Raw genomic sequence first — 22,584 nt, 5'->3', positions numbered from 1 at the left:
GGGCCAATACGAGGGGATGTCGATGCAACGCTGGAATGGCTGGGGTGACGAGAGCATCGTGCATGTGCTGGGCGAAGACGCGCTGGCGTTCCTGCGCGCGCGGCTGGGGCCGGGCAGCGCCATCGTGGACGCCAGCTTTGACGACGCCTGCGCGCAGGTGCCCGCCTCGCGCCTGGCGCCGCATCCCTTGATCGATACGGCGCCGGCCACGCGCGTGCGCCATGCACTGGGTCAAAGCCTGCCTGACTGGTTCAAGCTGCGCCATGGCCGCGTCGGCTGTGTTCCCGACGGCGTGGCGTTCCCCGACAGCGCGCAGCAGGTGCGCCAGCTGCTCGAGTTTGCGCGCCAGGCCTGCGTGGCCGTGATTCCGCGCGGCGGGGGTACCAGCGTGGCGGGACACCTGACGGTGGCGCCGGGGCCGCGCCCCGTGCTGTCGCTCGACCTCACGCACCTGTGCGCGCTGGCCCACCTGGACCGCGAGGCGCAGCTGGCCACGTTCGGCGCGGGCGTGTACGGCCCCGACCTGGAAGCGCAGCTGCGCGCGCACGGCTACACTCTGGGCCACTATCCGCAGTCGTTCGAGTATTCCACCCTGGGCGGCTGGATCGCCACGCGCTCATCGGGCCAGCAGTCCCTGCGCTATGGCCGCATCGAGCAGCTGTTCGCGGGCGGCGTGCTGGAAACGCCGGCCGGCACCCTGGCCATCCCCACCTTCCCCGCCTCGGCGGCCGGCATCGACCTGCGCGAAATGGTGCTCGGCTCCGAAGGGCGGCTGGGCATCGTGACGCAGGCCACCGTGCGCATTTCGCCGCTGCCACCGTACGAAGCGTTCCACGCCGTGTTCTTTGCCGGCTGGGAGCAGGCGCAGGCCGCCGTGCGCACGCTGGCCCAGTCGCGCCTGTCCCTGTCCATGCTGCGCCTGTCGAACGGGCCGGAAACGCAGACCATGCTGACCCTGGCCGGGCACAAGAAGCTGGTGGGACTGCTGGAACGCTATCTGTCCCTGCGCGGCTGCGGCGACGGCAAGTGCATGCTGATGGTGGGCGTCAGCGGGGAAGAAAAGCCGGCGCGGGCGGCCCTGCGCGCCGCCCTGGGGCTGGCGCGGCGCCATGGGGGCGTGCACGTGGGGCGCCACATGGGCGACAAATGGAAGCAGGGGCGCTTTCGCAATGTCTACCTGCGCAACGGCGCCTGGGAACATGGCTACGTCATCGACACGGTGGAAACGGCCGTCGACTGGCCCCGCGTCACGCCCATGATGGCGGCGCTGGAGCAGGCTGGCCGCGCCGCGCTGGCCGCGCACGGCGAGCAGGTGCACGCGTACACGCACCTGTCGCATGTGTACGCGCAGGGCGCCAGCGTCTACACGACCTATGTGTATCGTCTGGCGCCCACCTACGAGGAAAACCTGGCGCGCTGGCGCAGCCTGAAAAGCGCGGCCGGCGCCGCCATCGTCGCCAACGGCGGCACCATCAGCCATCAGCACGGCGTGGGCACGGACCATGCGCCGTGGCTGGCCGCGGAAAAGGGAGAACTGGGCATCGCCGCCATGCGCGCGCTGCTGCGCCAGTTCGACCCGCAGGGCATGATGAATCCCGGCAAGCTGCTGCCCGACGCCGGCGGCCCGTCATGAACAGGGAGGAGCTGCCTGGCATCCTGGCGCGCGAGTGGGATGTGCTGATCGTCGGCGGCGGCATCACGGGCGCCGGCATCCTGCTGGAAGCGGCGCGGCGCGGCTTGAAGGCGCTGCTGGTGGAGCAGCGCGATTTTGCCTGGGGCACGTCGAGCCGCTCGTCCAAGCTGGTGCACGGCGGCTTGCGCTACCTCAAGCAGGGACAGTTCGCGCTGACGCGCGAGTCGGTGCACGAGCGGGTAGCCTTGCTGGCGGATGCGGCCGGGCTGGTCGAGGCGCAGGGTTTCGCCTTCGGCGATTATATCGGACGCAAGCCGGGCCGGCGCCAGTTCATGCTGGGCCTGGCTATCTACGACCTGATGGCGGGGCGGCGCGCGCGGCGCTATGTCGATGCGGCCGATTTTGCCATGCTGGCGCCGCACGTCCGGCGCGACGGCCTGCGCGGCGGCATGCTGTACCAGGACGCGAAGACGGACGATGCGCGCCTGGTGCTGCGCGTGCTGCAGGAAGCGCGGCGCCATGGCGGCGTGGCTGTCAACTACCTGGGCGTGGCGTCCTTGCTGCGCGAAGGAGATAAGGTCGTTGGCGCCACCTTGCACGATGCGTTCGATGGCGCGGCAGCCACCGTGCGCGCGTGTCTGGTGATCAGCGCCACGGGCGCCTGGGCCGACGCCTTGCGCGGCCAGGTGGGAGAGCCGCCGAAATTGCGGCCCCTGCGCGGCAGCCATCTGCTGCTGCCCGCCTGGCGTTTGCCGCTGGCGCAGGCCGTCAGCCTGATGCATCCGCGCGATGGCCGCCCCGTGTTTGCCTATCCGTGGGAGGGCGTGACCCTGGTGGGCACCACCGATGTCGACCACGGCGCCAGCCTGGAGCTGGAGCCGGCCATCACGCGCGGCGAGCTCGATTACCTGCTGGCCGCCTTGCAGTGGCAATTCCCGCAGCTGGCGCTGGGCGAAGAGGACGTGCTGGCCACGTTTGCCGGCGTGCGCCCCGTCATCGACAGCGGCCGGCTTGACCCGTCGAAGGAAGCGCGCGAACATGCGCTATGGCTGGAAAACGGCTTGCTGACGGTGGCCGGCGGCAAGCTGACGACATTTCGCGTGATCGCCCTCGACGCACTGCGCCGCGCGGCGCCGCTGCTGCCGGGCTGGCAGGCGGATTTGCGTCCCTTGCCCATCTTCGACGCGGTGCCACCGCTGTCGGGCAAGGCCTTGCTGCTCGACGCGGAACAGCGCGCGCGCCTGCTGGGCCGTCATGGCGCACACGCGCAGGGGCTGTGCGATGCGGCCCACGAGGGCGAACTGGAGCCGATTCCCGGCACGCAGACCCTGTGGGCGCAGTTGCGCTGGGGCGCACGCAACGAGGACGTGCAGCACCTGGACGACCTGCTGCTGCGGCGCACGCGCCTCGGTTTGCAGCTGGCCGGCGGCGCGCTTGCTATCATGCCGCGCCTGCGCGCCATTTGCCAGGCGGAGCTGGGCTGGGACGATGCGCGCTGGGACGCCGAGCTGCAGCGCTACCTGGCCCTGTGGCGCCGCCATTACAGCGTGCCGCGATACGATTGAAAACCATAAGAATAAGGAGAGCATCATCGACATCACCCTGTTTGGCGAGGCCCTGGAACTGGGCAATGCCCGCATCACCTATGACAGCCTGTCGCCGCTGGACCTGCGCCAGGGCGTCGCCGCCCTCGTCGACGACCTGGGCGAGGACCTGCTGCAAATCACCTGCGCGAACGGCGACATCGTCGACGTGGGCTGGTATCCGGCATGGAGCGAGGAGGGGGGATTGCGCGTGGTGGCCGTGCGGGATCAGGACTGGGAAGCGCCCGTCTTCAGCGCCAGGCCGGAACTGACGCCGCCAGCGCTGCTGCAGGCGCTGCGCGCCGCGCTGGCCAGCGTGGCCTGAGCCATGGCCGCCGTCGCGGGCGATGGCCCGTACATTCTTTCCATCGACAATGGCACGCAAAGCGTGCGCGCGCTGCTGTTCGACCGGGACGGCAAGCTGGCCGCCAAGGCGCAAGTCTTCCTGGAAGCGTACTACTCCGAACACCCCGGCTGGGCCGAGCACGACGCGGACGGCTACTGGCAAGCCGTGTGCGCAGCGTGCCAGCAGCTGTGGCGCGTCACGGACATCGCAAAATCGTCGGTGGCCGGCGTGGCCGTCACCACGCAGCGCGGCACGGTGGTCAACGTGGATGCATATGGCGCGCCGCTGCGGCCCGCGATCACCTGGCTGGACCAGCGCAATACGCGCGACATTCCCCGCCTGGCGCCGTGGTGGCGCGCCCTGTTCCGCGCCACGCGCCTCGATGGCACGATCCGGTATTTTCGCCGCGAGGCTGAGATCAACTGGATCAGCGCGCACCAGCCCGACATCTGGCGGCGCACGCACAAATTCCTGCTGCTGTCGGGTTTTCTGAACCACCGCCTCTGCGGGAAATATATCGATTCGACGGGCTCGCAGGTGGCGTATATTCCGTTCGACTACAAGCGCCACGCCTGGGCCGGGCGCTTCGATTGGAAGTGGCAGGCGCTGGCCATTCGCCGCGCCATGCTGCCCGAGCTGGTGACGCCGGGCACGCGCATGGGCGCCATCACGGCCGCCGCGGCCGCCGCGACGGGCATTCTTGAAGGCACACCCTTGCTGGCGGCCGCCGCCGACAAGGCGTGCGAGGTGCTGGGCGCCGGCTGCGTCGAGCCGCACGTGGCGTGCCTGAGCTACGGCACCACGGCCACCATCAACACGACGAATCGGAAATACGTGGAAGTGACGCGCTTCATTCCGCCATATCCGGCCGCCATGCCGGGCGCCTACAGCACGGAAGTGCAGATTTTTCGCGGCTACTGGATGGTCAACTGGTTCAAGGAGCAGTTCGGCGACCGCGAACGGGCCGCGGCCGCCGAAGATGGCACGGGCCTCTGCGCCGAGGCGCTGTTCGACCGCCTGGTCGACGCCGTGCCGCCCGGTTCCATGGGCTTGATGCTGCAGCCGTACTGGAGTCCCGGCATCAAGGTGCCGGGGCCGGAAGCGAAGGGCGCCATGATCGGCTTTGGCGACGTGCATACGCGCGCGCACATCTACCGCGCCATCCTCGAAGGCCTCGCGTATGCGCTGCGCGAGGGCAAGGAGCGCATCGAGGGGCGCAGCGGCATCGCCATTACGGAGCTGCGCATCGCCGGCGGCGGCTCGCAGAGCGACGCCGCCATGCAGCTGACGGCCGACATCTTCGGTTTGCCGGCAGCGCGCGCCCACGTGTATGAAAGCTCGGGCCTGGGCGCGGCCATCGCCGCTAGCGTGGGCCTGGGCTGGCATGCGGATTTCCCCGCCGCCGTGCGGGCCATGACGCGCAAGGGTAAGGTCTTCCAGCCGCATCCCGAACACCGCAAGACCTACGAGCAGCTGTACCGGCGCGTGTACCGGAAGATGTATGCGCGGCTGCAGCCCCTGTACCGCGAGATCGCCGAGATCACCGGCTACCCGGAGTAGCCTCCATTAAATCGTATTGCGAATCATTCGCATCTGAGTTATGATGTGCTCCGCATTTCACTTAGGCAACATATCCCCGGTGACTGCAGTGCGCCGCCGGCCATGCGCCGGCGGCGTGTCCGCGCGGGCAGAATGCCGCCGCAACGCTTCCTTCAACGCCGCCGCTTGATCGTGCCCAGTCCGTTTTCTCTGCCCTGCATTTTTTCATTCCACAAGCATGAAGTAGTCGGCAAGGACAGCAATGAAGACGATACGCAAACACCGCATGCGCGCCAGCGCATTGACCCCGATGGCCGCCGCGCTGGCGCTGGCGCTCGGCACCCTGGGCACCGGCGCCTGGGCCGCCAACACCGCCGATGCCGCCAGTCCTGAGAACGCCACGCAGATGCCGGCCATCAGCGTCTTTGGCGACGCCATCAGCGCCGGCACGGCCGGGCGCTCGTACATCAGCAGCGCCGACATCGAGCGCCAGCAGGCGGACAACGTCGCCTCGCTGCTCGACACCTTGCCCGGCGTGGACCTGGCCGGCACGGCCCGTCCCAGCGGCCAGAGCCTCAATATCTGGGGCTTCAACAAGGTGCAGGACGTGAAGGTCATCCTCGACGGCGTGCCCAAGGGGTTCGAAAAATACCGCCAGGGCTCCATCTTCATCGAGCCGGAATTGATCAAGCAGATCGAAGTGAACAAGGGCGCGCATACCAGCCTGTATGGCAATGGCGGTTTCGGCGGCGTCATCACGGTCGAGACCAAGGATGCGAAGGACATGCTGGAAGGCGACGAGAAAATCGGCGCCATGGTGAAGTATTCGCGCCATTCGAACAATGGCGAAAACGACGCCACCGTGGCCGTGTATGGCCGCACGGAAGATGGCCGCTTCGATGCGATGGCGTTTACCACGCAGCGCAAGTCCGACGATCTGCGCAAGCCCGATGGCAAGCCATTCCGTTTTTCCGCCATCGACGCGCCATCGAGCCTGGCGAAACTGAATATCCGTTTGACGCCGGAGCAGCTGCTGACCCTGACGGCGATGAAGAGCGGCAGCACGGGCTGGGGCCCGTTCGCCGCCATGGGCGAGGACGTGCCCACGCCGACGGAGGCGGAAATCAGGAAGTACGGGCTGGAAGAGGCATGGCAGCGCAAGGCCGTCTACCGCGACCAGAACGACGACACGTATTCCGTGAAGTGGCAATACGCGCCGCAGGACAATCCGTGGATCAAGCTGACGGCCAGCGCCGGCTATTCGCACACGGACCAGCACGACAAGCGCCTGCCATCGGCCTCGCCGGGTTCCTACCTGGGGTCGCTGGGCAACGAGAGCTGGGCCTCGTACGTGGACCGCATCGCCGAAGTGCGCAACGAAAGCGTGTTTGGCACGGGCACCGTGTCGCACGTGCTGCAAACGGGCCTGCAGTGGCACAAGAACGTGCGCGACACCCTGATGTACTACCCGTCGTCGACGGCGCTGAAGGACCCGACGTACAACTATGGCTACTTCCAGCCCTACTACATGCCGGCCGGGCGCCAGGAAACGACGGGCCTGTACCTGCAGGACGCCATGACCTATGGCAGCGTGACCCTGACGGCGGCGCTGCGCCACGACCGCGTCGTTTCCGAGGGCGTGCCGAACAAGGCGTCGCGCTATAACAGCCCGCTGGCCGCCGCCGGCCATGATTTCAGCGAAAAGGTGCACGCGGACTGGTCGCCCCGCCTGGGCCTGTTCTGGAAGGCGTCGAATGCCGTGGCGCTGTTCGGCGACTTGAGCCGCACCTGGCGCGCGCCGACGATCGACGAGATGTACTCGAATGAGTACTATGTGTCGGAAAGGCTGGGCTCATCGACGCCGGGCACCAGCCGCGACCTGGCCGTGGAGCGCGTGACGGCCGTGCGCGCCGGCGTCATGCTGCACCGCCAGAACGTCTTCATGGAGCGCGACGACGTGCAGCTGCGCCTGACGGCCTACCGCAACAAGGTCAGCGACAATATCGGCCCGCGCCTGGGCATCCTGATCGAAGGCTATGTGCCGGGATCGGGCAAGGTGCCGCCGGCCCTATCCGACTACCGCAACCTGGCCGGCTTCCATACGCAGGGCGTGGAAGTCGAGTCCTACTACAATTCGCCGCGCCTGTTCGCCAGCGCTTCGCTGTCGAAGCAGCGCGGCACGCGCACCGGCTCCCAGCGCGACCCGTGGGGCGCGGACGAACCCGTGTCGACGATCGCGCCGGACAAGCTGATGGCGGGCCTGGGCTGGCGCATGCCGGACCTGGGCGCCAGCATCGGCTGGCAGGGCCGGTTTGTCGCGAAGCAGGACCGCGTACTGCCGGTGGGGAATGTGTACCGCCTGCCGCCGTCGAAAGGCTATGCGCTGCACACGCTGTTCGCATCGTGGAACGGCCGGCAAGGCGTCTGGCGCGGCACGGAAGTGCGCCTGACGGTCGATAATGTCTTCAACCGCAACTACATGCCCTACCTGAGCGAGGCGGTGACGGGCGTGGGGCGTAATGCGAAGCTGAGTGTGTCCAGAAAATTCTGATTACTTCTGAAAATGGCGGGCCGGAGACGCGGGCCTGAGAAAATGCCGATGGCGGCGTTGCAGCTTCCTTGCCGTACTTGCGTACTGTCTGCGTCGCTGCGCCTTGCCCTCGACATTTTTCAGGTCTGCTTGGCCCGGGGTGTCTTTGCGTGGGGCGTGGACCTACTCCCGGTTCGCCGTATCTTGCGTTGTATTTAGGCCTTAACGTAACACTAGTGCCTTGACCGTTTCCCAGGCCGTGCTGCCCGAATGCGTGGCGCGCACCTGGTTGCGGCCCCCTTCCTTGGCCACGTACAGGGCGCGGTCGGCGGCGACGAACAGCGCCTTGCGGTCGTCCAGCTGGTGCGGTTCGATGGTGGCCACGCCGATGCTCACGGTGATCCATGGCGAGGTGGCGGACCGCGGATGCGGCAGTTGCAGCGCTTCGATGCGCGCGCGGATGGTTTCGGCCAGGGCCAGGGCGCGGTCGGCATCCGTGTCGGCAAACAGCATCACGAATTCTTCGCCGCCGTAGCGCGCCGCCAGGTCGCCGGGGCGGCTGGCATGCGCGGCGATGGCCTGTGCCACCTGCTGCAGGCAGGTGTCGCCGGCCGGGTGGCCCAGGCTGTCGTTGTACAGCTTGAAATGGTCGACGTCGAGCACCACCAGCGACAGGGCGCTGCCGCCGCGCACGGCGCGCTGCCATTCCTTTTCCAGGAAGCTGTCGAAATGCCGGCGGTTGGCGATCTTTGTCAGCGGGTCCAGGTAGGCGGCCCGCTGCAGCGCGTCTTCCGACTGCTTGTGGTGCGTGATGTCGTGCAGCAGGCCGATATACAAGGGCTGGCGCAAATACATGGGCGTCAGGGTCAGATCCATGCTGAGCTTGTCGCCGCTGCGGTGGCGGATCGCCACTTCGCGCGTGCCATGGTTGTGCGCCGTGTCCGGATTGGCCGCGTACATGGCAAAATAATCCAGGTATTCCTGCGTCACGAGGGGGCTGAGCAGCTCGCCGATCGAGCGCCCCGCCAGTTCATTCTCGCGGTAGCCCAGGTATTGGTCGCAGGCGGGATTGGTGTACTGGATGCGGCCATCGGCCTCGATGATCAGCAAGCCCTCGGCCATGTTGTTGACGATGGTGCGCAGGCGTTCGGCCTGTTCCTGCTGGGTTTCATTGTTGCTGCGGATTTGCAGCTGGGCGCGCACGCGGGCGCACACCTCGGCCATGCGCAGCGGCTTGCTGATGTAATCGACGGCGCCGCAGTCGAAGCCGGCCACCACGTCTTCCGTTTCCGTCTTGGCGCTCATGAAAATGACGGGGATGCGCTGCGTCAGCGGGTGCTGCTTGAGGCGGCGGCAGGTTTCGATGCCGTCCATGTCCGGCATCAGCACATCGAGCAGGATCAGGTCGGGGTGGGCGCGCTGGGCAATCGCCAGCGCCCGTTCGCCGGACGTGGCGACATAGGTTTGATAGCCCTGTTCGCTCATGAGCTTGCGCAGCAGCTCGAGGTTGGCCGGCGCATCATCGACAATCAAAATGGCGGCTTCGCGCCGTTGGGAAGATCCCACACTGCCTGAACTCATTGCTACCGGCCTTTTCGGATGTGCTGCTACAGGAACCTGTCCAGGCTCCAGGCCAGCGTTTGCTGCACTGTCGGCGGTACCGAAGTCCCGCGCGCCGTACCCGCCGCGGCTGGCGGCGGACAAGGTGGTGCCGGGAATGTTGCCCAGGCTGCGGACCGCGGACCGTGAGCGCATGTACACATGTGTAGTCAAAGGCTGACCGGGTTCAAATCTGGCACTTCGGCCAAATCATACCGCTTTGCCAATTTTTTGGGTGAAAAATCGACGCTCCGCGATGCGGAAACCATTAATTTTATGCTATTTTTAAAAATAAATACACGAAGTTGTTGCCGTGTAGACTGTTTTTAGAGGGAAAAGACGCGTGCCCGGCGGCGGCCAGGACAGCGGGAACGCCCCGCAAGGCGGGGCGTGGAGGAGGGGCGTCAGACCTTGGCGGCGATCAGCTTGCCCAGGATGGCGATGCCTTCACGGATGCGTTCCGGCGGCACCGTGACGAAGGACAGGCGCAAGGTGTGCGTGTCCGGCGTGTTCGCGTAGAACGGCGCGCCCGGCACGAAGGCCACCTTGTTGGCGATGGCTTCGTCGAGCAGCTGCATCGCGTCGATGTGCTTGGGCAGGGTGACCCAGATGAACATGCCGCCTTCCGGCTTCGTCCAGGTGACGCCGGCCGGGAAGTGCTCTTCCAGCGCCGACAGCATGGCCTGGCACTGGTTGCCGTACAGGCTGCGGATGCTGGGGATATGCCGCTCGAGGAAGCCATCCTTGATCACTTCGTGCACGACCATCTGCGTCAGTTGCGAGGTGTGCAGGTCGGCCGCCTGCTTGGCCAGTTCCAGGCGGCGCACCAGCGGTGGCGGGGCCACCACGTAGCCGAGGCGGATGCCGGGCGTGAGCACCTTGGAGAAGGAACCCATGTAGATCACGCCGTCCGGGTTCATGTTGACCATCTTCGGATACGGCTCGCCGCTGTAGCTCAGGGCGCCGTACGGATCATCCTCGATCAGCGGCAGGCCATGACGGGCGCAGGTTTCCACCAGTTCCACGCGGCGCGCCACGGACAGGCTGCGGCCCGTCGGGTTCTGGAAGTTCGGCAGCGCATACAGCAGGCGCGCGCCATCGGCGACGGGGTCGATGGACGACGGCACCAGGCCTTGGTCATCCGTATCGACGGAGACGAATTCGGGACGGTAGACGGAAAACGCCTGCAGGGCGCCCAGGTAGCTGGGGGTTTCCACCAATACCTTGCTGCCTTCGTCGATGAGGACCTTGCCCAGCAAGTCCAGCGCCTGCTGCGAGCCGGACGTCATCAAGACCTGTTCCGGCAGGATGCTGCTGCCATGGCCGGAGAGCGAGTCGGCGATCCACTGGCGCAGCGGCAGGTAGCCGTCGGTGGGGCCGTATTGCAGGGCCACCTTGCCATTGCTGGACAGGACCTTGTCGAAGGCCGTCTTCATTTCTTCGACGGGGAAGGTGGCGGGCGAGGGCAGGCCGCCGGCAAACGAGATGATTTCAGGGCGCTGCGTGATCTTCAGGATTTCGCGGATGAACGAGCTTTGCAGCTGTTCCGCGCGTTCGGCAAAGCGCCATTGGATCGGATTCGGATTTTCAATTTTCATGCGAGTCTCACGGAAGATGCCGAGCTGCGCCGGCTGGTTTTGTTGGCCCGCTTGTGGCGGTGCGTGCGCAAGCGGCGCCGGATAGGCGCCGCCATGGTGCTGCGGTATTGTACGGCTTGCACGCCGCTCTGCCCATCCGCACGCGCAACGGCGTTGCAAACGGGCGTCAATGGCGCTTTATTTCAGCTTGCGTCCCGCCGCCACGACGGCGATCACGGCGCCGGCAAACAGCAGGCTGGCGCCCGTCAGCGGCTCTCCCAGCAGGACGGCGGCGCCCAGCAGGGTAAGGAAAGGCTGCAGCAGCTGCGTCTGTCCCACGCGCGCCACGCCGCCCAGCGCCATGCCCCGGTACCAGAAAAAGAAGCCGATGAACATGGAAAACACGGAAATATACGCAAAACCCAGCCAGGCGGCGGTGCTGGCCTGCGCCATCAATGTGCGCTGGGGCCAGGCGCTCCACAGCACCACGGGCAAGACAAAAGGCACGGCCAGCAGCAGGGCCCAGGAAATCACGTGCTGTCCCGGCATGCTTTGCGCCAGGCGCCCGCCTTCCGCGTAGCCGAGCGCGCCCAGCAGCACGGCGGCGAACATCAGCACGTCGGCCACGTGAAAGCTGCCGCCACCCTGGCGCAGCGCGAAGACCACCACCAGGGCCGTGCCGATCACGGCCATCAGCCAGAAGCCGGGGGAGGGCCGCTCCTTGCCGCGCAGTACGGCAAACACGGCAGTGGCCAGCGGCAAAATGCCCACCAGCACGGCGCCATGCGACGCGGGCAGGCTGCGCATGGCGATCGAGGTCAGCCAGGGAAAGCCCAGCACGCAGCCGAGCGACACGAGCGCCAGCGGCAACCACTGCTCACGCCGCGGCAGGGGCGCGCGCTGCTGCCACAGCCAGATGCCCGCCAGGCTGGCGGCCACCAGGGCGCGGCCCAGGGCGACAAAGGTGGCATCGAGTTCGGCCACGGCCAGGCGCGTGAAGGGCAGCGTGAGGCTGAAGAGGGCGACGGCGATCAGGCCCAGCAGCAGACCCTTGTGGTCGGCGCTGAGGCGGGGAGGGGAGCTGGCGGAAGCGGTGCTGGTGTGCGATGGCATGGGTGTCCTGGAACTGGCGGTATGGATCAAATGTGCGGCAGGCATGGATGTATCTATCCTGTACTGCTATCCTAGGGCGCAATAGCAGTACAGTACAAATACACTTCAACGCATAATTTCATATACTGTGATGGTGAAATGAGCAATACACATCCCCTGCTGTCGCGCGCCTCGGGCGAAACCCTGATCGACCAGATCGTCCGCTCGGTGGCGGCGCGCATCGACGACAAGCTGCTGCGCGGCGGCGCGCGCATGCCGTCGATCCGCCAGTGCGCCGCCAGCTATGGCGTGTCGTGCGCCACGGTGGTGGCCAGCTACGACAAGCTGGTGGCCCGCGACTACCTGGAATCGCGGCGCGGCGCCGGCTTTTTCGTGCGCGAGCGCTCGCCCCTGAACACGCCCGCGCCGCCCGGCGCCCTGGACGCGGGGGCACAGCCCATGGACGTCGTCTGGCTGATCCGCAATATGTTCCGCCAGACGCCAGTCATCCCCGCGCCCGGCTCCGGCATGCTGCCGGCCGACTGGCTCGATGGCGACCTGGTGGCCCGTGCCTTGCGCGATGTCAGCCGCCAGCCGGGCAGTCTGCTGCTGGGCTATGGCGCGCCGCAGGGCTTCCTGCCACTGCGGCAGCAGTTGCAGCTGAAGCTGGCGGGCCTGGAAATCGCCTGCCCGCCGGAGCAGATCGTCACCACGGTGGGCGTGATGCAGGCGCTGGACCTGGTGGCGCGCGAGTTTGCCCGCCCCGGCGACTGCATTTTCGTCGACGATCCGGCGTATTGGCTGATGTTCGGCGCCTTTGCCGCCATGGGCATGCAGGTCATCGGCATTCCGCGCTTGAAAGACGGCCCCGATATCGCCATGCTGGAGCAGCTGGCGGCCCTGCACCGCCCCAAGCTGTACGTCATCAACTCGGTGCTGCACAATCCCAGTTCGACGTCGCTGTCGGCGGCCAAGGCTTTCCAGGTGCTGCGCCTGGCCGAGCAGCACGATTTCCTCATCGTCGAAGACGATATCTACTGCGACATGCACCCGGGTGCCGTCGTGCAGGCGGCCACGCGCCTGGCCGCGCTGGACCAGTTGCGCCGCGTGATTTACCTGGGCGGCTTTTCCAAGAGTCTGGCGGCGAACCTGCGCGTGGGCTTCATCGCCACCTCAAAGGAGCGGGCGCAGCGCCTGGCCGACCGCAAGATGCTGGCCACCCTGACCACCAGCGACATCGGCGAGCGGGTGGTGTATAAAATCCTCTCGCAGGGCTTGTACCGCAAGCACGCCGAGCGCCTGCGCGCGCGCCTGGACAAGGTGCGCGAAGGCACGTATCGCCGCATCGAGCGGACCGGCTTGCGTTTCGATCCGGCGCCGGCCGGCATGTTCATCTGGGCCGATGCGGGCTGCGACACGAACGTGCTGGCCGAAAAAGCGCTGGCCGAGGGCCTGGTGCTGGGTCCGGGCAGCCTGTTCTCGCCGCGCCAGCTGCCATCCACCTTCATGCGCCTGAACCTGGCGACGCTGCAGGATGAACGGGTGTGGGAATTTTTCGCCCGCGCGCTGGGGTAGGCGCGAGTTTCAGCGGCGGCTCTTGAAATCGCTTGTACAATCCCCAACTCCGTAGCATCCGTCCCATCCACAAGACTATGAGGTAAAAATGGCTGTTTCCGAAAAGCAAACCCTGGGTTTTCAGACCGAAGTGAAGCAAATGCTGCACCTGATGATCCATTCCCTGTACTCGAACAAGGAAATCTTCCTGCGCGAATTGATCTCGAACGCGTCCGACGCGGCCGACAAATTGCGCTTCGAAGCGATCGATAACGATGCCCTGTATGGCAACGATCACGAATTGAAGATCAAGGTCAGCTTCGACAAGGATGCGCGCACCATCACCATTTCCGACAACGGCATCGGCATGACCCGTGACGAGGCGATCTCGCACCTGGGCACCATCGCCAAGTCGGGCACCAAGGAATTCTTCGGCAAGCTGTCGGGCGACCAGCAGCAGGACGCGGCCCTGATCGGCCAGTTCGGCGTGGGCTTCTATTCGGGCTTCATCGTGGCCGACAAGATTACCGTCGAAACGCGCCGCGCCGGCGTGGACGCTGCCGAAGGCGTGCGCTGGGAATCGGCCGGCGAAGGCGATTACAGCATCGAAACCATCGACAAGCCGTCGCGCGGCACGGACATCATCCTGCACCTGCGCGAAGGCGAGGATGAATTGCTGTCGAGCTGGAAGATCAAGTCCATCATCCGCAAGTATTCGGACCATATCTCGCTGCCGATCGTGATGCAGAAGGAAGAATGGGACGAAGAGAAGAAGGAAACCGTCCTGAAGGACGAGTACGAAACCGTCAACCAGGCCAGCGCCCTGTGGGCCCGCAACAAGGCCGATATCACGCCGGAACAGTACGACGAATTCTACAAGCATGTGTCGCACGATTTCCAGGCGCCGCTGACGCACACGCACAACCGCGTCGAAGGCCGCAGCGAATACACGCAGCTGCTGTACATCCCGGCCAAGGCGCCGTTCGACATGTGGGACCGCAACAAGCGCGGCGGCATCAAGCTGTACGTCAAGCGCGTCTTTATCATGGACGATGCCGAGCAATTGATGCCGACCTACCTGCGCTTCGTGCGCGGGGTGATCGATTCGGCCGACCTGCCGCTGAACGTGTCGCGCGAAATCCTGCAGGAATCGCGCGACGTGAAAGTCATCCGCGAAGGCTCGACCAAGCGCGTGCTGGGCATGCTGGAAGAACTGGCGAACGCGGACGAGCAAGAGAAGAAGGACAAGTACGCCGTCTTCTGGAAGGAATTCGGCCAGGTGCTGAAAGAGGGCATCGGCGAAGACGCGGCCAACAAGGAACGCCTGGCCAAGCTGCTGCGCTTTGCTTCGACGGCCAACGACAGCGACGAGCAAATCACCTCGTTCGCCGACTACGTGGCGCGCATGAAGGAAGGCCAGGACAAGATTTACTACGTCACGGCCGACAACTACGCCGCCGCCAAGAACAGCCCGCACCTGGAAATCTTCCGCAAGAAGGGCGTCGAAGTGCTGCTGCTGACGGACCGCGTGGATGAATGGATGCTGTCCTTCCTGCAGGATTTCGAAGGCAAGGAACTGGTCTCCGTGGCCAAGGGCGGCCTGGACCTGGGCGCCCTGGAAGACGAAGCGGAAAAGAAAGAGCACGAAGAAACGGAAACCTCGTACGCCGACCTGGTGGGCAAGATGAAGACGGTCCTGGCCGACAAGGCCAAGGATGTGCGCGTGACGTTCCGCCTGACCGATTCGCCAGCCTGCCTGGTGGCCGATGAAAACGAATTGTCGGGCAATTTGCTGCGCATGCTCAAGGCTGCGGGCCAGAGCGCGCCGGAATCGAAGCCGATCCTGGAGATCAACCCGAACCACCCGCTGGTGACGCGTCTGAAATACGAAGACGCGGAAGGCGGCAAGTTCGGCGACTGGGCCAACATCCTGTTCGACCAGGCCATGCTGGCCGAAGGCGGTTCGCTGGCCGATCCGGCCAGTTTCGTCAAGCGCCTGAACGAATTGCTGCTCAATTCGGCGAAGTAATCTCCTTGTCGTAGACGCAGCCAAGCCGGCTCTTTCCTCGTGAAAGGGCCGGCTTTTTCTTTAAGGGGCATCATGAAAATGCGTTGGATGGCGGGCCTGGGCGCGCATGCGCTGGGCTGCCTGCTGTTTATTGCCTTGAGCTGGCTGGGTTTTTTCCTGTACACGCAGCTGTTTGGCAGTCTGGGCTCGCGCGGCGTGGCCGGTGGCCTGGCCTTGCTGCTGGTGTTTTACGTGTATGCGGGCACGAACCTGCTGCTGGCGCTGCTGCCCGAAGGCCGGGTCAAGCCGGTCTTGTGCGGCGTGCTGGGAGCGGCGGTGCTCGCGTACCTGCTGCCGCAGCATCCGCTGCGCGCCATTTATTTCAGCATGCTGTCGGGCGGTTTGAGCTGGCTGGCCGTGCTGGCCAGCGTGCGCCTGAGCCGCTATCTACGCGGCTGACAGGCTGGCGCAAAAGGCGGCAATCGCGTCGGCCGCCGCGGCCGGTGCCGCCTGCAGCAGCATGTGCGGCGCGTCGATGTCGACCAGCTGCGCGCCCGGTGCCAGGCGCAGTATCTGCAGGGCGGTCGCCGGCGGTACGAGGCGATCGTGGCGGGCGCGCAGGTACAGCACGGGCAGGCTGCCGCGTGCCAGCGCCGGCGTGGCATCGGCCGTGATCACGGCGCGCAGGCGCTGGCGCAGCACGCCGGGAGGCACCTGCGCCAGCGCGCCGGCCAGGTCCGCCTCCAGGTCCGGCGTGGCGAAGGGCGCCAGCAGCGCCTGGCGCAGGGCGAAGCCGGGCATGAAGCCGAAGGGAAGCAGGTCCAGCAGGTGGCGTAGCGGCGCGAGCAGGGGGCGCGGGTTGCACACGAAGGAGCAGCACAGGATCAGGGCGCGCATGCCAGGCGGCGGATCGGCGCGCAAAGCTGCCCCCAGCGGCCCGGAAAACGATTCGGCCAGGACGATGAAAGGCCGGTCGCTCGGCAGGCGTTCGCGCACGAACGCTTCCAGTGCCGGATAAGCGAGCGGCGTAGCCGGGTAGGTGAAGGCGAGGCTGTCCATGTCGGCCTGCGCGCGCAGGGCCGCCTCAAAACGCTGGAAAAGCCGGCCCGTGCCATCCATGCCGGGCAGGAGGACAAGCAGGGGGAAGGCGTGGGCAAGTGGCGTCATCTTGGCCATGATAGCAGCCAGGCCGCCGCGCACGCCACCCGCCTGGCGCCCGGCATGGGCGCTGGCGCCATGCTAGAATCACCGACGCGCCACGCGTGGCCGGAATAACGGGTAGATCCCGGGCAGACAGAAACATGCATATCACTTTACCGACTTACCGTTCCCTGGGTGGTGCCTTGCTGGTGGCCGCCAGCTTCCTTTCTCAGCCTGCCTGGGCCAGCGCCAGTACGGCGTCGTCGCCGATGGCCGCGAAAAGCCTGGCCTCGCTGCTGGCGGGCGGTCCCCTGCCGCGCCTGAGCGAAGACCCGCAGGTGCGCGCCGCCCTGTTCGATTTCTTCGGCTATGCGCGCGGCAGCTACACGGAAGACGATGACTTGCTGCTGGCGCAGGCGCTCGAAGCCATCAGCGAAAAGCGCGACGCGACGCGCAGCGTGCTGCCCGACGGGCGCCAGCTGCTGGCGTCGATGAATGACCGTAACCAGGGCCGCGAGCGGGGCGCCATGCTGCTCGACAAGCGCGGTGCCATCATCGCCTTTGGCCTCGTCAACGGCCATTGCCACCTGGAGGGCCAGCCGCTGGCCAAGGTCTGCAATCCCGATCCGAACACGGTGCTGACGGTGTTTCACCGCAAGGGCATGCTGGTCGGCGAGGCGGCGCCCCTGCTGGCCTGGGCCAGGCAGCTGCCGCCCATGCTGGCGCTCATCGCGGGCGACAGGGAAACGGGGGCCGACGGGCAGAAGATCGCCACGGTCGAATATGTGCTGGCGCAGCCGCCGCTGCCGGGCTGGAACCGCGCCCAGCTGCCGCCTGCGTTCCCGCCGGCGCTGCTGCCGCTGCTGCTTGACAAATCCACCGTGCTGACCTCGGCCGGCGCCGGCGTGTTTGCCTATCCGCTCACGCTGAAGGGCAAGAAGCAGAACAATGTGCTGGACCAGGCCGAAGGCCGTCCGCCGCGCGACCTGGAAGTGGCGTTGCGCAGCTATGCCAGTTTCGACGCGGTGGTGGAGCGCTACCGCCAGATGGCCAAGGGCGCGAGGCTGCAGCGCAACGAGCGTACCGCCTACCTCGATGGCGACATGGGGCAGGGCAGCTACCGCGTGTACATCCGCAACACGGGCGCGGACGGCGTCATGATCGACGTGGCGCTGTGGCAGCGCCGGCTGGCGGCCAGCCGCTGACGCCAGTCACCGCGGTCAGTAAAAGCGCGCCTCGGCGTAGCCCAGCGCTGCCAATTGCGCCGCGATTTCTTCATCGCGTTTTCTTTTTCCCGTCGCCAGGGTCAGGTGTTTTAGTGTCGCCGGCAAGCCGCCGGCCAGCAGCGCATCCGTGTCGAGCTGCGTCAGGTACGCGGCCAGGTCGCGCAGCGCGGGCAGGCTGGCCACGCCGTGCAGGCGCTCCAGGGTCTTGCAGTTGCGCAGGACCAGCCATTCCAGCGCAGGGTTGGCCCCCAGCCGGATTTCCCTCAGCTTGATCTGGTCTTCCACCGACAGGCGCCGCAAGCGGGGAAAACGGCCGATGTCGCCCAGGTCTTCCAATCCCCGCACGCGCACCACGTCCAGTTCCTCCAGCAGCGGCGCCGTGACGTGGGCGATCGACGCGCGTCCGCCCAGGATGAAGCGCAGCTGCGCCAGTGCCGGCATGGCGCTGATGAAGTCCACCTGGTCCCTGCTCTTGACTTGCGACAGCGACAGCTTGGCCAGCGCGGGCAGGGCCGTGATGGCGCCGATGTTTTTCACGTGGCCCGTGCTGTGCAGCTGCGCCAGGCGCGGCCAGTGCCGCAGCGGCGCCAGGTCGATGTTGGCCTTGCGCGTCTCGCCCAGGCTCAGATACTCCAGCGTGCGCAGGTTCGCCAGCGCCAGGATGTCGTGTTCCTGCATCTCGTAGACGCCCAGCTGCAAGCGCCGCAGGTGCGGCAGCTCGCCCAGCGTCTGCAGGTTGACCGCGCTGGTATGGCAGTCCAGCGAGAGGCTGGCCACCTGTGGCAGCTTGCGCAGGATGGCCGCGTCGAACGGCGTGAAGTGATGGCCGAAGAAGCGGATTTCCAGCGCCGCGCCGCAGGCGGCGGCCAGCGCATCGAGGTCCGCCAGCAGCGGTGTGGCATCAACGTGTTCGCCGAACTGCACGATGACCTTGCCGTCCGCGGCGATGGCGGCGCGGATCGCCCCGGCATCGATGCGCTCGGGATTCTGGATGCGCTGCGGCTGTCTTGTTTGCGTCATCGTCACAGTCCTATCGGGTAGTCGACTTTCCTGGGGGGAGGGCAGCCTTCCGGCCCCGGGAACGTCTGTTTGCCCGTGTCGTCGTAGCGCTTGCCGCATTCGACGAGCACGCGCTTGCGGAAGGTGTAGATACTGGCCACCTTGCCGTTCGGGTGGTAGCAGATATTGTCGCCATCGCGGTCGGCCGAAGCGTAGCTGATCATGGTCTGGCCGTTCACCGTGCGCGTGCTGTGGCCGCTGCGCGGCTCCGTGCATTTGAGCTGGCCGCTTTCATAGTATGCGTTGACGACGGAGGTGTCGGCGGCGCGGTCGACCAGCAGTTCATTCTTGCGCTTGCCGTTCGGGTAGTTCTCGTATCCCTCCTGGCGCTGGCCGTACTGGAAGGCGTAGTAGTACTGCGGCTTGCCGTCCGGGTAGTACATGTGGTGGTACTCGCACACGTCTTCGCGCGTGCTGCCATCCTCCTTGAAGGTGCAGCGGTGGATGTCGTTGAGCAGCTGGCCGTCTTCATAGTATTCGCGCAGGTGGGTGAGCAGGCGGCCCTGGTCGACGACGGCCAGGCGTTCGGGCTTGCCGTTCGGGTAGTAGCGCGCGTCGAGGCCCTGCTTCTTGCCGTTGTCCCACAGGGTGTCGAGACGCAGGACCTTGCCGCTGTCGTCGAACGCCTGTTCGCGGCCATCGAGCTGGCCATTGCGGTAGGTGGCCGTGTAGACCACGTATTCCTTGCCGGGCGGGCCCAGGTAGCGCGTGCGCGCGCCTTCGAGTACGCCGGCCTGGTAATGGTCGCGCTGGCGCAGCGCGCCTTGCGCATCCCTGTCCAGCGCCTCGCCCTGTTTCTTGCCTTTCACGAAAGTGACGCTTTGCGTGGCCTGGTCCTTGAGCTTGAGTTTCCACGGCCCGTCGCGCAAGCCGTCGATGAAGCTGCCGTCACCGTCTTCCGTGATCCACGCGCCGTGGCGCGTGCCGTTGACGTAGTTGCCCTGCGTGCGCAGCTTGCCGCCCATGCGGCGCTCATGCGGGCCGTTCAGCTGGCCGTCCGCGTAGGTGTCGAAGCCCGTCACCTCTTCTTCGTCGGCATAGTTGACGACCGTCCAGCGGCCCTCGCGCTTGCCGGCCCGGTACATGCCGCTCTCGCTCTGCCTGGGATAGTCGAATTGCCACAGGCCTTCCTGCAGGCCGCCGACGTAATGGCCCTTGACGCGGCCTTCGTGCATGCCGTCGCGCACCCAGAGTCCCTGGCGCTTGCCTTTCGCGTACTGGCCCCGTTCGACCACCGAGCCGTCGTCCCAGGCCAGGCTGTAGATGACGGACGGACCGTCTTCGCTGCCCGTGAACTGCTGCGGTGCCGTTTCCCACGTCACTTGCCACAGCCGGTAATTGGGCAGGATGCCCGCGCCCGCATCACTGTACAAGGTGTAGCTGGCCGTCAGGTAATGGCCACCTTTTTTCAGGAAGGTTTTCTTGTAGGTGATGGCGTCCTTGCTGCCGGGCGCCACGGGCTTGCCGTCATCGCTGTAGTAGCCGACGATGGTGCCTTGCGTATGGTCGATGGCGTCGACCTCGGCATTGCCGCTCTTGCCCCGCGCGACGCTGTAGTCCATGGGCGCCAGTTTCGCCAGCGCGGCCTTGACCTGTCCCGCATTGGGGCTGGCGCTCTGCGCCACGATGCGGTTCAATGCCGGCTGCAAGCCGTCCAGGCGCCGGTACTTGCCGGAACTGCGGTGGTAACGGTAGGCGCGCAAGCCATTCCTGTCACCCTGGCGGAACAGCACCAGCATGGTTTGCACGTTGTCGTCCCCCTCCTTGTCCAGCGCGGCGTAGAAGACGGAACGGATGGCGGCGTTGTCGAGCCGGTCGAGCAGGACGGGTTTCGTATTGTCATTCTTGCACTCGCAGTAATAGCCATTCACGCCGTCTTTTTCCTTGAGGAAGGCGATATCGAGGCCGCTGTCCTGCGACGCGACGATGGCGGGGTGGGCGAGGCTCTTGCCTTCGTAGAAGGGCGCGCCATGCGCCAGCGCGGAGCAGAGGAGCAAGGGCAGAAGCAGACGTTTCATCGTGGGGCTGGCGCCGGGGCGCCGCTATGGAAAGGCCACGATTCTGCCTGCGTTCTTCCTTGTGGGCAAATGCCTGCCTATCGTGCGCACGTGCGTGCGCCGTCTTCTCAAGGCTGGTGCGCGGCGCAGAAGTCCAGCAGCAGCTGTTCGCCCTCCGGCCATGGGCCGTAGCCGGCGTCGCCATTGATATGGCCGGCGTCGCCGATCAGGGTGAAGTCGCTGCCCCAGGCGGCGGCAAACGCGCGCGCCCGCGCGAAGCTGACGTAGGGGTCATCGCCGCTGGCGATCACCAGGTTGGGGAACGGCAAGGCTTGCAGCGGCATGGGAGAGAAACCCGTGGTGCCGGACGGGTAGGAGGGCGCTTCCACATCGCTGGGGGCGACGAGGACAGCGCCGGCGATCCTGTGCGGCGAGCCGCTGGCCGCCCAGTGGGCCACCAGCGCGCAGGCCAGGCTGTGCGCCGCCAGCACGGGCGGACGCGCGCAGGCGGCGATGGCCCGGTCGAGTTCCGCCACCCATTCGTCCTTGTCCGGCGTCTGCCATTCCCCGTGCGGCACGCGCGACCATTGCGGGTGGCGCGCTTCCCAATGGGTTTGCCAGTGCTGCGGCCCGGAATTCCACAGGCCGGCCAGGGTCAGGACGAGAGGCGACATCAAATCTCCTTGTAAAATGCCCGACAAAATCGTAGCGAGCGACAGTGGATTGCGGCCGAGACGCGCAGCTGTGCGCGTGCACAGTGAGCATGGCAGGCCGCAAGGCGCGCCGCGCAGTCGATCTGGCCTGGCATTTTTATAGCTCGGTGCGCAGGGCGAACAACTCCGGGAACAATACCACGTCGAGCATCTTGCGCAAATAGCTCACGCCCGCCGTGCCGCCCGTCCCGGTCTTGAAGCCGATGATGCGTTCCACCGTCGTCACGTGGCGGAAGCGCCAGAAGCGGAAGGCCGTCTCCAGGTCCACCAGCTTTTCGGCCAGTTCATACAGGGCCCAGTGCTTCGACGGGTCGCGGTAGACTTCCAGCCAGGCCGCCTTGACGGAAGCGTCGGCGGCCGTGGGCAGGGTCCAGTCGGCGTCCAGGCGCTCTGGAGCGATGTGCAGGCCGCTGCGTGCCAGCAGCTTTATGGATTCATCATAGACGGACGGCGTGCGCAGCGCGGCATCAAGCACCTTGTAGGTGTCGGGCGCCGTCGTGTGCACGTTGAGCAGGGCCGCGTTCTTGTTCCCCAGGATGAATTCGATTTCGCGGTACTGGTAGGACTGGAAGCCGGAGGAGGCACCCAGGTAGGGGCGGATGGCCGTGTATTCCGGCGGCGTCATGGTGGCCAGCACGTCCCAGGCATGCACCAATTGATCCATGATGCGCGCCACGCGGGCCAGCATTTTAAACGCGGGCGCCAGGTCGCCGCTTTGCAGGTTGGCGCGCACGGCGTGCATCTCATGCAGCATCAGCTTCATCCACAATTCGCTCGTCTGGTGCTGCACGATGAAGAGCATTTCGTTGTGGTTCGGCGACAGCGGATGCTGGGCCGTGAGGATGCGGTCCAGCGCCAGGTAGTTGCCGTAGCTCATAGATTCGCTGAAATCCATCTGCGCGCCATGCCATTCGGCGTCTTGCTGGCCGCCCGCATGCATGGGGCAGCCGCTCGTGTTTTCCTTGTTCATAGTCTTGTCGTCGCTCAT

General features: G+C 66.1%; 17 protein-coding genes. 9 read left to right on the top strand and 8 right to left on the bottom strand.

Translation table 11 applies throughout. The annotated features are described in order from the left end of the window. The first annotated feature begins 22 nt into the window (after window positions 1-22). From AC07VL_RS25650 to AC07VL_RS25630, 5 genes are all read left to right on the top strand, one after another. Window positions 23-1,633, top strand: a complete 1,611-nt coding sequence (locus AC07VL_RS25650) for an FAD-binding oxidoreductase (protein ID WP_494808342.1) — start codon at window positions 23-25, stop codon at window positions 1,631-1,633. Continuing rightward, window positions 1,630-3,198, top strand: coding sequence for a glycerol-3-phosphate dehydrogenase/oxidase (locus AC07VL_RS25645; RefSeq protein WP_494808341.1), 1,569 nt, complete (start codon window positions 1,630-1,632; stop codon window positions 3,196-3,198). The genes AC07VL_RS25650 and AC07VL_RS25645 overlap by 4 nt, the downstream gene beginning before the upstream one ends. Beyond that, on the top strand, window positions 3,122-3,541 hold the full coding sequence (locus AC07VL_RS25640; RefSeq protein ID WP_494808340.1) for a hypothetical protein: 420 nt from the start codon (window positions 3,122-3,124) through the stop codon (window positions 3,539-3,541). Before AC07VL_RS25645 ends, AC07VL_RS25640 begins: the two co-directional genes overlap by 77 nt. Before the next feature lie 3 nt (window positions 3,542-3,544). Next, window positions 3,545-5,122: an FGGY-family carbohydrate kinase gene (locus AC07VL_RS25635; protein ID WP_494808339.1), complete on the top strand. Its 1,578-nt coding sequence runs from the start codon at window positions 3,545-3,547 to the stop codon at window positions 5,120-5,122. Between the two features lie 241 nt (window positions 5,123-5,363). After that, window positions 5,364-7,652: a TonB-dependent hemoglobin/transferrin/lactoferrin family receptor gene (locus AC07VL_RS25630; protein ID WP_494808338.1), complete on the top strand. Its 2,289-nt coding sequence runs from the start codon at window positions 5,364-5,366 to the stop codon at window positions 7,650-7,652. 201 nt (window positions 7,653-7,853) lie between these two features. On the opposite strand, the gene AC07VL_RS25625 is transcribed toward AC07VL_RS25630, so the two are convergent. From AC07VL_RS25625 to AC07VL_RS25615, 3 genes are all read right to left on the bottom strand, one after another. After that, window positions 7,854-9,212 carry a diguanylate cyclase domain-containing protein gene (locus AC07VL_RS25625; protein ID WP_494808337.1) on the bottom strand — a complete coding sequence of 453 codons (1,359 nt, stop codon included), beginning with the start codon at window positions 9,210-9,212 and terminating at the stop codon, window positions 7,854-7,856. Window positions 9,213-9,634: 422 nt separating this feature from the next. Further along, the gene (locus tag AC07VL_RS25620; protein ID WP_494808336.1) at window positions 9,635-10,828 is read right to left on the bottom strand and encodes an aminotransferase-like domain-containing protein; all 1,194 of its coding nucleotides are present in this window, start codon (window positions 10,826-10,828) and stop codon (window positions 9,635-9,637) included. Window positions 10,829-11,005: 177 nt separating this feature from the next. After that, window positions 11,006-11,920 carry a DMT family transporter gene (locus AC07VL_RS25615; protein WP_494808335.1) on the bottom strand — a complete coding sequence of 305 codons (915 nt, stop codon included), beginning with the start codon at window positions 11,918-11,920 and terminating at the stop codon, window positions 11,006-11,008. A 138-nt stretch (window positions 11,921-12,058) separates the two neighbouring features. Between AC07VL_RS25615 and AC07VL_RS25610 the strand changes: the two genes are divergently transcribed. The 3 genes from AC07VL_RS25610 to AC07VL_RS25600 all read left to right on the top strand — a co-directional run bounded on the left by AC07VL_RS25610 (window position 12,059) and on the right by AC07VL_RS25600 (window position 15,920). Beyond that, window positions 12,059-13,474 (top strand): aminotransferase-like domain-containing protein, encoded by a 1,416-nt coding sequence (locus tag AC07VL_RS25610; protein WP_494808334.1) that lies wholly within the window; start codon window positions 12,059-12,061, stop codon window positions 13,472-13,474. Between the two features lie 88 nt (window positions 13,475-13,562). Then, window positions 13,563-15,482: a molecular chaperone HtpG gene (gene htpG, locus AC07VL_RS25605; RefSeq protein ID WP_494808333.1), complete on the top strand. Its 1,920-nt coding sequence runs from the start codon at window positions 13,563-13,565 to the stop codon at window positions 15,480-15,482. Between the two features lie 72 nt (window positions 15,483-15,554). Next, window positions 15,555-15,920, top strand: a complete 366-nt coding sequence (locus tag AC07VL_RS25600; RefSeq protein ID WP_494808332.1) for a hypothetical protein — start codon at window positions 15,555-15,557, stop codon at window positions 15,918-15,920. Here the strand turns inward: AC07VL_RS25600 and AC07VL_RS25595 are convergent. After that, window positions 15,909-16,637: an alpha/beta fold hydrolase gene (locus AC07VL_RS25595; RefSeq protein ID WP_494808331.1), complete on the bottom strand. Its 729-nt coding sequence runs from the start codon at window positions 16,635-16,637 to the stop codon at window positions 15,909-15,911. The genes AC07VL_RS25600 and AC07VL_RS25595 overlap by 12 nt on opposite strands. Before the next feature lie 125 nt (window positions 16,638-16,762). Between AC07VL_RS25595 and AC07VL_RS25590 the strand changes: the two genes are divergently transcribed. After that, window positions 16,763-17,806, top strand: a complete 1,044-nt coding sequence (locus AC07VL_RS25590) for a hypothetical protein (RefSeq protein WP_494808330.1) — start codon at window positions 16,763-16,765, stop codon at window positions 17,804-17,806. 15 nt (window positions 17,807-17,821) lie between these two features. On the opposite strand, the gene AC07VL_RS25585 is transcribed toward AC07VL_RS25590, so the two are convergent. The 4 genes from AC07VL_RS25585 to kynA form a co-directional block, all read right to left on the bottom strand. Then, window positions 17,822-18,847, bottom strand: a complete 1,026-nt coding sequence (locus tag AC07VL_RS25585) for a leucine-rich repeat domain-containing protein (protein WP_494808329.1) — start codon at window positions 18,845-18,847, stop codon at window positions 17,822-17,824. A 2-nt stretch (window positions 18,848-18,849) separates the two neighbouring features. Beyond that, window positions 18,850-20,904, bottom strand: a complete 2,055-nt coding sequence (locus AC07VL_RS25580) for a toxin-antitoxin system YwqK family antitoxin (RefSeq protein WP_494808328.1) — start codon at window positions 20,902-20,904, stop codon at window positions 18,850-18,852. Window positions 20,905-21,011: 107 nt separating this feature from the next. Further along, window positions 21,012-21,557 carry an RBBP9/YdeN family alpha/beta hydrolase gene (locus AC07VL_RS25575; RefSeq protein ID WP_494808327.1) on the bottom strand — a complete coding sequence of 182 codons (546 nt, stop codon included), beginning with the start codon at window positions 21,555-21,557 and terminating at the stop codon, window positions 21,012-21,014. Between the two features lie 136 nt (window positions 21,558-21,693). After that, window positions 21,694-22,566: a tryptophan 2,3-dioxygenase gene (kynA, locus tag AC07VL_RS25570; protein ID WP_494808364.1), complete on the bottom strand. Its 873-nt coding sequence runs from the start codon at window positions 22,564-22,566 to the stop codon at window positions 21,694-21,696. Window positions 22,567-22,584: the final 18 nt, after the last annotated feature.

Source organism: Janthinobacterium sp. GW821-FHT03C08 (assembly GCF_059420905.1).
The sequence above is the reverse complement of the archived record's forward strand: the minus strand, read 5'-3'. Positions and strand labels throughout refer to the sequence as shown.